Origin of the sequence: Kitasatospora sp. NPDC057518, from assembly GCF_042802075.1 — a bacterium.
Lineage (GTDB): Bacteria > Actinomycetota > Actinomycetes > Streptomycetales > Streptomycetaceae > Kitasatospora.
On the sequence record NZ_JBHVEU010000439.1, the window covers coordinates 1 to 7,514 of the forward strand.

5 protein-coding genes are annotated in these 7,514 nt (G+C 72.6%); 2 read left to right on the plus strand and 3 right to left on the minus strand.

The window, feature by feature from the left end; genetic code table 11:
• The 3 genes from ACFU7Z_RS32395 to ACFU7Z_RS32405 form a co-directional block, all read right to left on the minus strand.
• Nucleotides 1–1,460: putative Ig domain-containing protein (locus tag ACFU7Z_RS32395; RefSeq protein WP_380781423.1), on the minus strand; the 1,460-nt coding region annotated here is incomplete at its 3' end.
• 230 nt (nt 1,461–1,690) lie between these two features.
• Nucleotides 1,691–2,632: a hypothetical protein gene (locus ACFU7Z_RS32400; protein WP_380781425.1), complete on the minus strand. Its 942-nt coding sequence runs from the start codon at nt 2,630–2,632 to the stop codon at nt 1,691–1,693.
• A 160-nt stretch (nt 2,633–2,792) separates the two neighbouring features.
• Nucleotides 2,793–3,665, minus strand: a complete 873-nt coding sequence (locus ACFU7Z_RS32405) for a hypothetical protein (protein ID WP_380781427.1) — start codon at nt 3,663–3,665, stop codon at nt 2,793–2,795.
• A gap of 182 nt (nt 3,666–3,847) precedes the next feature.
• On the opposite strand from ACFU7Z_RS32405, the gene ACFU7Z_RS32410 reads away from it, so the two are divergent.
• Complete coding sequence (locus ACFU7Z_RS32410) at nt 3,848–4,969, plus strand: esterase family protein (protein ID WP_074001025.1); 1,122 nt, start codon at nt 3,848–3,850, stop codon at nt 4,967–4,969.
• A gap of 71 nt (nt 4,970–5,040) precedes the next feature.
• Nucleotides 5,041–7,467, plus strand: a complete 2,427-nt coding sequence (locus tag ACFU7Z_RS32415; protein WP_380781429.1) for a glycosyltransferase family 39 protein — start codon at nt 5,041–5,043, stop codon at nt 7,465–7,467.
• Nucleotides 7,468–7,514: the final 47 nt, after the last annotated feature.

Sequence of the window (7,514 nt, forward strand, 5' to 3'; positions counted from 1 at the left end):
TGGCCCGCGTAGGCCGACAGGTCGAAGGTGCGCTGCTGGTAGCCGGCCGCGGCGTCCACGTTGGAGTAGGTCTTCAGCGCGGTGCCGTTCACCGACAGGGTCAGCTTGTCGTACGCGGTGGTGCCCGACTCGGCGGTGTCGATGTGCAGCCAGAAGCTCAGCGTCGCCTTGCAGCCCGCCGGGATGCTCACCGTCTGCGACAGCGAGTCCGAGTGGGTCGAGCCGTAGCCGTTCAGCCACGCCTTCCAGGAGCCGCTGTGGGCCGCCTGCGAGGCGCTGCTGTCCACCACGCCGCTCGACGTCGTCCACGGCGTGGCCGTGCCCGACTCGAAGCCCTCGTTGCCCAGCAGCTGCGCCGGGGTGCAGCCGCCGCCACCGGTGGAGACGGCCCAGGTGAAGCTGGTGGAGGCCGACTTGCCGGCGGCGTCCGTCACGGTGACGGTGACGGTGGAGCTGCCCGCGGTGGAGACCGTGCCGGTGATCGCGCCGGTGGAGGAGTTGATCGACAGCCCGGCGGGCAGGCCGCTCGCGGCGTAGGACAGCGGGGCGGTGCCACCGGAGGCGTTGATCTGGAGGTTCACCGCGCCGCCGACGGCGGTGGACTGGTTGCCCGGGTTGGACACCGAGACGGCGCTGCCGGCCGGCTTGGTGAGCAGGCAGCCGGCCACGTTGAGGTCGATGGCCCGGGTGGAGGAGTTCAGGCAGGTGGTGAACCAGTACGTCTCCTCGCCGTAGCTCTGGCCCTTGTAGGCCTTGGTGGTGCCGTCGGCGGCCACCTCGCACGGGTTGTTGAGGGTGCACATGTCGCCGTCGTCGTTGCCGGTGTTGTTGATGCCGATGATCCGCCCGCTGGCGGAGTCGACGATCGGCGAGCCGGAGGTGCCGTGCGTGGTGTTGCAGCCGGAGCTGTAGCGCAGCGAGTCGTGCCAGGTCCAGGCGTCCTCGCGCAGGGTCGGCACGAAGCCGTTGACGGAGCAGTTCCAGACCTGCTTCCAGTACGACGAGGGTATGTACATCGACGCGCCGTCGGTCGGGTGGGCGTCGCTGATCGTCAGCGCGGTGGCGCCGTACTTGGAGCTGATCGACCCGTAGGTGTCGGTGAGTTGGTAGAGGGCGACGTCGGTGCCGGTCATGGTCGCGTAGAGCAGCTTGTCGGCCTGGACGGTGCCCAGGCTGTTGCCCGCGCCGTCCAGCAGGGTGCCGCTGCGGCTGGCGGTGGTGTTCTGGATGACCTGGCCGGCCGAGGGCATGGTCGGCAGGCAGTGTCCGTTGGTGAGCATCAGCGCCCGGTCGCCGGCCGCCGAGGTGGGGTAACGGACCAGCGAGGCCGAGCAGTTGCTCAGGGCGATGGTGGACGTCAGGTCGGCCGCCTGGACGGCGTGCGCGGGGGCGGCGGCGAAGGCCAGCCCGCCCGCGACGACGGCACTCGTACCGGCCATCGCGACAAGTCTCTTGAACATGGCTCTCCTTGTGGGGGATCGCGGGGTGTACGACTGGTCGCCGACGCCCGCGCCGCATGAAAGTGCCATGGCCACTTCAAGAGGTCAAGGAGTGTGACCGAACTCGCCACTGCCCGGCACGGGCCGTGCCATCCGACGGCAACGACCCGTCCCGGTATGCCCGTTACGGGCCGGGGCGACGGCCAGGGCAGTGGATGCGGCTACGGCTGAAGCTGCGGCTACGGCCACGGCTACGGCTGCGGGAAGGCGTTCGGGTCCACGTCGTTGGTCTTGGCGTTGCCGTCGGCCACCGGCTGGAGGGTGATCTCCCAGGAGGTCGCGGTCCGGCCGGTCTCGAACGGGAAGGTGTCCTCGAACTTGGTGAACCGGCAGCTCTGGGTGAAGGCCTTGGCGTCGGGGTCCCAGTCCGCACCCCCGGACACGAAGACCTCGTACGTCCCGTCCTCCACGCCGTCGACACTGGCGTGCTGCCCCTTGCCGACGAACACCGAGTGCACGGCCTTGCCGTTCAGCGCGAGCGACACGACGGCATCCGCCTTGCCGCCGTTCTCGACCTTGAACACGCCCTCGCCGCGCAGCTTCCCCTTGCGGACCATGGTGCCGTTGTCCAGCGAGCGGGACTGCTGCTGGGGCAGCGGCGGGACGGCGAAGGTGGTCTGGTAGCCGGCCGCGGCCATCGTGGCGAGGGCCGCCGACACCGCCGCCAGCCCCTGGGAGGCGCCCAGTTCGGCCTCGGCCGAGCTCAGCGCGCAGACGTCGTGGAACTTGATGTCGCCGCGGACCTTGCCCGCGTCGGTGGCGAGCGAGGTCAGCGCCGCCACCAGTTCCTTCCGCGCCGCCGTCACCGCGGGCGGCTCGTCCGCCACGCTCAGGGACTTGGCGGCGCCCTGCGCGCTGGTGACGATGCCGCCGAGCACGGTGTCGAGGTCGCCCAGGTCCTTGGCGCCGGCCACCTGGGCGAGCGCGACGGTGACCGGGTCGACGCCCGCGCTGAGCACCGGGCCGTACGGCGCCCGGGTCGGGGTCGGCGTCGGCGTGACGGTCGGCTTCGCCGAGACCCCGGCCCCCGCCGCCCCGGGCGCGGACGAGCCGCCCGCCGAACCGCCGCCCCCGCCGCCGGAGCAGGCCGCCAGCACCAACGTCGTGCCGACGGCCAGAGCGGCCTTCCCCACGAACCCCTCGGACCCCGTGAACCTTGTGAACCCCGTGAACCCCATGACCCCACCCCCGGGAAGCCTGGACCGCGCGCACACCGCGCAGCCACGCGGTCACACATGGTCCCGAGCGCGAACGACCCGCGTCAACCCATTACCCGGCGGTCACCTCCGAGGGTCAGGGCTGCGGAGCAGTGTTCACGGTCTGCCACTCGACGTCGGCATGGGCGTCCCCCGACTTCGCGCCGAGGCCCACCGTCCAGGTCGTCCCGTCCGGCTTGAAGGCGTACGAGCCCTGGTACTTGGTGAAACGACAGTTCTGGGTGAACTGCTTCGCCTCGGGATCCCAGTCCACCCCGGTGGTGAGGTAGAAGTCGTACGACCCGTCCTCGACGCCGTCGATGGTGGCCAGCTGCCCCTTCGCCGCGTACACCGAGGCCACCGAAGCGCCGTCCCGGGAAAGCGTGAAGACCGAGTCCACCGAACTCTTGTTGTCGAAGCGCAGCTCACCCTTGCCGCCCTTCCCTCCCTCGCGGACCATGGTCCCGTTCTCCAGGGAGCGCAGCTGCGGCTGCGGCGCGGGCAACGGCGGGACCGCGAAGGTGGATTGGTACCCGGCCGCCGTCAGCTTGGCCAAAGCCGCCGAGACGCCCGGCAGTCCCTGTCCGGCTCCGAGGCGTGCCTGGCCGACGCCCAGGCCGCAGAGCTTCTTGCTCCAGATGTCCGCAGTGATCGCCGAGGTCTCCGACACCAGCGCGTCCAGGGCGCTCACAAGCTCGGTACGCGCGGTCTCCGCCCCCGCCGGGGTCGTGGCGGAGTTCAGGGTCCGGCCTGCGCGTCCGGCGTTGGACCCGACGATGCCCATCGCTTTGGCGAGATCGGCCGGGGTCTTGGCCTCCACCGCCTTTCCCAGCCCGGTGCCGACCGGTTCCAGGGCCTGGCTGAGCACCGTGCCGTACGGCGTCGCCGACACGCTCGGCGCGGCCGTCCCACCGCCCCCGCCGGAACAGGCCGAGAGCACCAGCACCCCGCCGACGACCAGTCCCACCACACCCGCAGACCCCGCGAACCGCACCGACTTCACAACCCCACCCCGATGACATCCCGTACACGGACCGTGCACGTTCGGGGCGACATGCTGCCGAGGTCCGGCCCCCCTGGTCAACACGATTCGGACGATCATCACAAGGGCCCGTCCCGGGCCGACTCCGGAGGTCAACTACGATCGGGCCCGTGCTCAGTCTCACCGGACTCCCCCTCCAGATCATCGCCTCGCTCCTCGCGATCGCCGTCTTCGCCGCCACCATGTGGCTCTGGCCGCGGTTCGGCGGGAAGGGCTGGAAGGCGTGGCTGGGCCGGCTCGGGGCGTTCCTGGCCACCCAGGTGTCGGTGCTGGCCGCGATGGGCCTGATCGCCAACAGCTACTTCGGCTTCTACAGCTCCTGGACGGACCTGCTCGGCACCAGCGGCGGGCTCGGCACGGTGGTCGACCACCAGCCCAACGCCTCCGGGGTGGCCGTCACCGGCGAGCAGAAGTTCTACTCCGCGCAGGGCTCGGACCCGGAGCGCTCCGGCCTGATCCAGAAGGTCGACGTCAAAGGAGCCGGCAGCGGCCTGACCACCGAGGCGTACGTCTACCTGCCGCCGCAGTACTTCCAGCCGGACTACGCCAAGCAGCGCTTCCCGATGGCCCTGGTGCTCACCGGCTACCCGGGCACCCCGGAGAAGCTGATCTCGCTGATGCAGTACCCGGCGTCCACGCTGAACGCGATCGAGCAGAAGAAGCTGCCGCCGACCGTCCTGGTGATGACCCGGCCCACCCTGGTCGGCGACCGGGACACCGAGTGCGTGGACGTGCCGAACGGCCCCCAGGTGGAGACCTTCTTCACCAGCGACCTGCCCAAGGCCCTCGCCACCACCTACCGGATCGGCACCGACCCGGCCAGCCGGGCGGTGATCGGCAACTCCACCGGCGGCTACTGCGCGCTCAAGTTCGCGCTGCGCAAGCCCGACGCCTACCGCTCGGCGGTCGCGCTCTCCGGCTACTACGACGCAGCCCACGACGCGACCACCGGCGACCTGTTCGGCGGCAACGACCGGCTGAAGCAGGAGAACGACCTGCTGTGGCGGCTGAAGAACCAGCCGCCCGCCCCGGTCAACCTGCTGCTGACCACCGCGTACGACGAGAACAACTATGACGAGACCAAGGCCATGATCGCGGCCTTCAAGGCCCCCACCACGATGTCCTCCATCACCCTGGACACCGCCGGCCACAACTTCCACACCTGGACCAGGGAGATCCCCCCGGCCCTGGAGTGGCTGGGCAAGCACCTCGCCGTACCGCCGTCCGCCTGACGTTCCAGATCACACGCGCCTCACACTCCCGTCTCACGGTTCTCTCAGGCACGCCACCGACGGTATGGCGCATGACCACGAGCAGCTACTCCCCTCCGGCCGGCGAACCGTGGCCCGAGGCCGCGCACTACCCGCCGCCGGAGGTGCCGGGGCCGGACCCGGTCCGGCCGGACCCGGCGCCGCTCTTCCCCGAACAGCCCCTGCCGCCCGCCGGCCCCAAGGGGTTCGCCAGCTGGCCCGACCGGCTGCGCACCCTCCCCGCCCGCGCCTGGCGCGGGCGCGCTGACGACCCGCGCTGGGTGCGCCCGGCCCTGCTGGCGCTGCTGGCCGCGACCGCCGTCCTCTACCTGTGGGGCCTGAGCGCCTCCGGCTGGGCCAACTCCTTCTACTCGGCCGCCGTGCAGGCCGGCTCGCAGAGCTGGAAGGCCTTCTTCTTCGGCTCCTCGGACGCGGCGAACTTCATCACCGTCGACAAGCCCCCGGCCTCGCTGTGGCCGATGGCGCTCTCGGCGCGGATCTTCGGCCTCTCCTCCTGGTCGGTGCTGGCCCCGCAGGCGCTGATGGGCGCGGCCACCGTCGGCGTGCTGTACGCGACGGTGCGCCGGCGCTTCTCCCCGCTCGGCGGCCTGCTGGCGGGCGCCGCGCTGGCGCTCACCCCGGTCGCGGCGCTGATGTTCCGCTTCAACAACCCGGACGCGCTGCTGGTGCTGCTGCTGACGCTGGCCGCGTACGGGATGGTCCGGGCCGTCGAGGCGGCGGGCACCCGGTGGCTGGTGTTCACCGGGGTGATGTTCGGCCTCGCCTTCCTCACCAAGACCCTGGCGGCCTTCCTGGTGCTGCCCGCCTTCGCGGTGATCTACCTGGTGGTGGCGCCCACCGGCCTCTGGCGGCGGGTGCGGCAGACCCTGCTCGCGGGCGCGGCACTGCTGGTCTCGGGCGGCTGGTGGGTGGCGGTCGTCGAGCTGATGCCCGCCTCGGCCCGCCCGTACATCGGCGGCTCGCAGGACAACAGCTTCCTCTCGCTCACCTTCGGCTACAACGGCCTCGGCCGGGTCGACGGCAACGAGCGCGGCAGCGTGGGCGGCGGCGCCCGGATGCCGGCCGGGGTCGACCTGCCGGGCGGCGCGGCTCCCGGCGGCGGCCGCGGCTGGGGCCAGACCGGCCTGACCCGGATGTTCGGCACCGACATCGGCGGGCAGATCGCCTGGCTGCTGCCAGCCGCGCTGATCCTGCTGCTGGCCGGCCTCTGGGCGACCCGCCGCTACGGCCGCGCCGACACCGCCCGCGCGGCCTTCCTGGTCTGGGGCGGCTGGCTGCTCTCCACCGCGCTGGTCTTCAGCTTCATGTCCGGGATCTTCCACCAGTACTACACGGTGGCGCTGGCCCCGGCCGTCGCGGCGCTGGTCGGCATGGGCGTGGACGGGCTGTGGCGGGCCCGGCACCGGGTGCCCTGGGCGCTGGTGCTGGCCGGGACGCTCGCGGTGACGGCGGTCTGGGCGTTCGTGCTGCTCGGCCGCAGCTCCGGCTTCCTGCCGTGGCTGCGCTGGGCGGTGCTGGTGGGCGGACTGCTCGCGGCGGCCGCGCTGGCGGCCGGGCCGTTCGTCGGGCGGGTCTCCGGCCGGGCCGGCGCGCGGATCGCCTCGGTGGCGGGCCTGGTGGGCCTGGCGGCGGCGCTCGGCGGTCCGGCCGCGTACGCGGTGGACACCGTGAACTCCCCGCACACCGGCTCGATCGTGACCGCCGGGCCGGGCGTGAAGGGCGGGTCCGGGCCGGGCGGCATGGGGCACCGGGGCGGCAAGGGCTTCCCGGGCGGCACCGGCAACGGCAACGGGCACTGGTTCGGCCAGGGCGGCCCGGGTGCTCCGGGTGGCCAGGGGGGCTTCGCGGGCGGTCAGGGCGGTCAGGGCGGTCAGCAGGGCTTCGCGCCCGGGCAGGGCTTCCCGGGCGGCGGCACCGGCAACGGCGGCGACCGCGCCAACGGCCGCCACGAGCGCGGCACCGGCGGCGGCACCGGCCTCCCCGGCGCCCAGGACCCCGAGGGCACCGGCACCGACGGCACGAACAGCACCGGCGGCACGGCCGGCGGCCCGCCCCCCGGCGGCATGGGCGGCCTGCTCGACGGCCCCAAGGTGACCGACGAGGTCGCCGCCATGCTCAAGGAGAACGCCGACCGCTACACCTGGGCGGCCGCCGCGATCGGCTCGCAGACCGCGGCAGGCTACCAACTCGCCACCGGCGAACCGGTGATGGCCCTCGGCGGCTTCAACGGCACCGACCCCTCGCTGACCCTGGCCGGCTTCCAGAAGTACGTCCAGGAGGGCAAGGTGCACTGGTTCATCGGCGCGGGCGGCTCCCGCCGCGGCTTCGGCGGCGGCGCGGGCGGCGAGGGCGGGCAGCAGAGCGAGTCCGCCCAGATCGAGTCCTGGGTGACCGCCCACTTCACCGCGAAGACCATCGGCTCGACCACCTTCTACGACCTGACGGCCCCCACCTCCTGACCGGGGGGCCGCGACCCCGGAGGGGGCGTGCCGCGCGAAAGCGGCAC

What these genes read in the sequence shown, in the direction of transcription:
- ACFU7Z_RS32415 (WP_380781429.1), top strand. Translation starts at nt 5,041, where the DNA reads ATGACCACGAGCAGCTACTCCCCTCCGGCCGGCGAACCGTGGCCCGAG.